Origin of the sequence: Pauljensenia sp. UMB3104, assembly GCF_030217285.1 — a bacterium.
Classification (GTDB): Bacteria; Actinomycetota; Actinomycetes; order Actinomycetales; family Actinomycetaceae; genus Pauljensenia.
In genome coordinates this window covers 1-318 of the sequence record NZ_JASONN010000159.1, presented here as the reverse complement: position 1 = coordinate 318, position 318 = coordinate 1, and the positions used below count along the sequence as shown (strand labels likewise).

Genomic DNA, 318 nt, shown 5'->3' with positions numbered 1-318 from the left:
CCTGCCATGTCGCCGATGACTACCCGGCCCTTGATCGGGCATTCAAACAGGCTGACCGCAAAAGCCGCAAAGCATTGTGGATCGAAACATTAGCGAACCTGATAAACGGAGTGTTCGTCCAAGCCCTTGTCGTGGTAATGATTTGGCTGACCGCCCAACTCGCCCTCGGCGGGCAGATGAATGCGTTGAACGCTGTGGTCACCATCGGCATGTGCCTGCGGTTCACCACCATGCTCCAAGACATCGGTGGCTGCATGACCGGGCTGGAAGAACGCCGCCAGCAGATGAATCACGTCGACAAGGTCATGGACGCTCCCG

At 57.9% G+C, this 318-nt stretch carries 1 pseudogene; it reads left to right on the top strand.

Annotation, left to right across the window (positions count from 1 at the left end):
* Nucleotides 1-318: pseudogene (locus QP415_RS11175) on the top strand (ABC transporter ATP-binding protein); the annotation flags it as partial.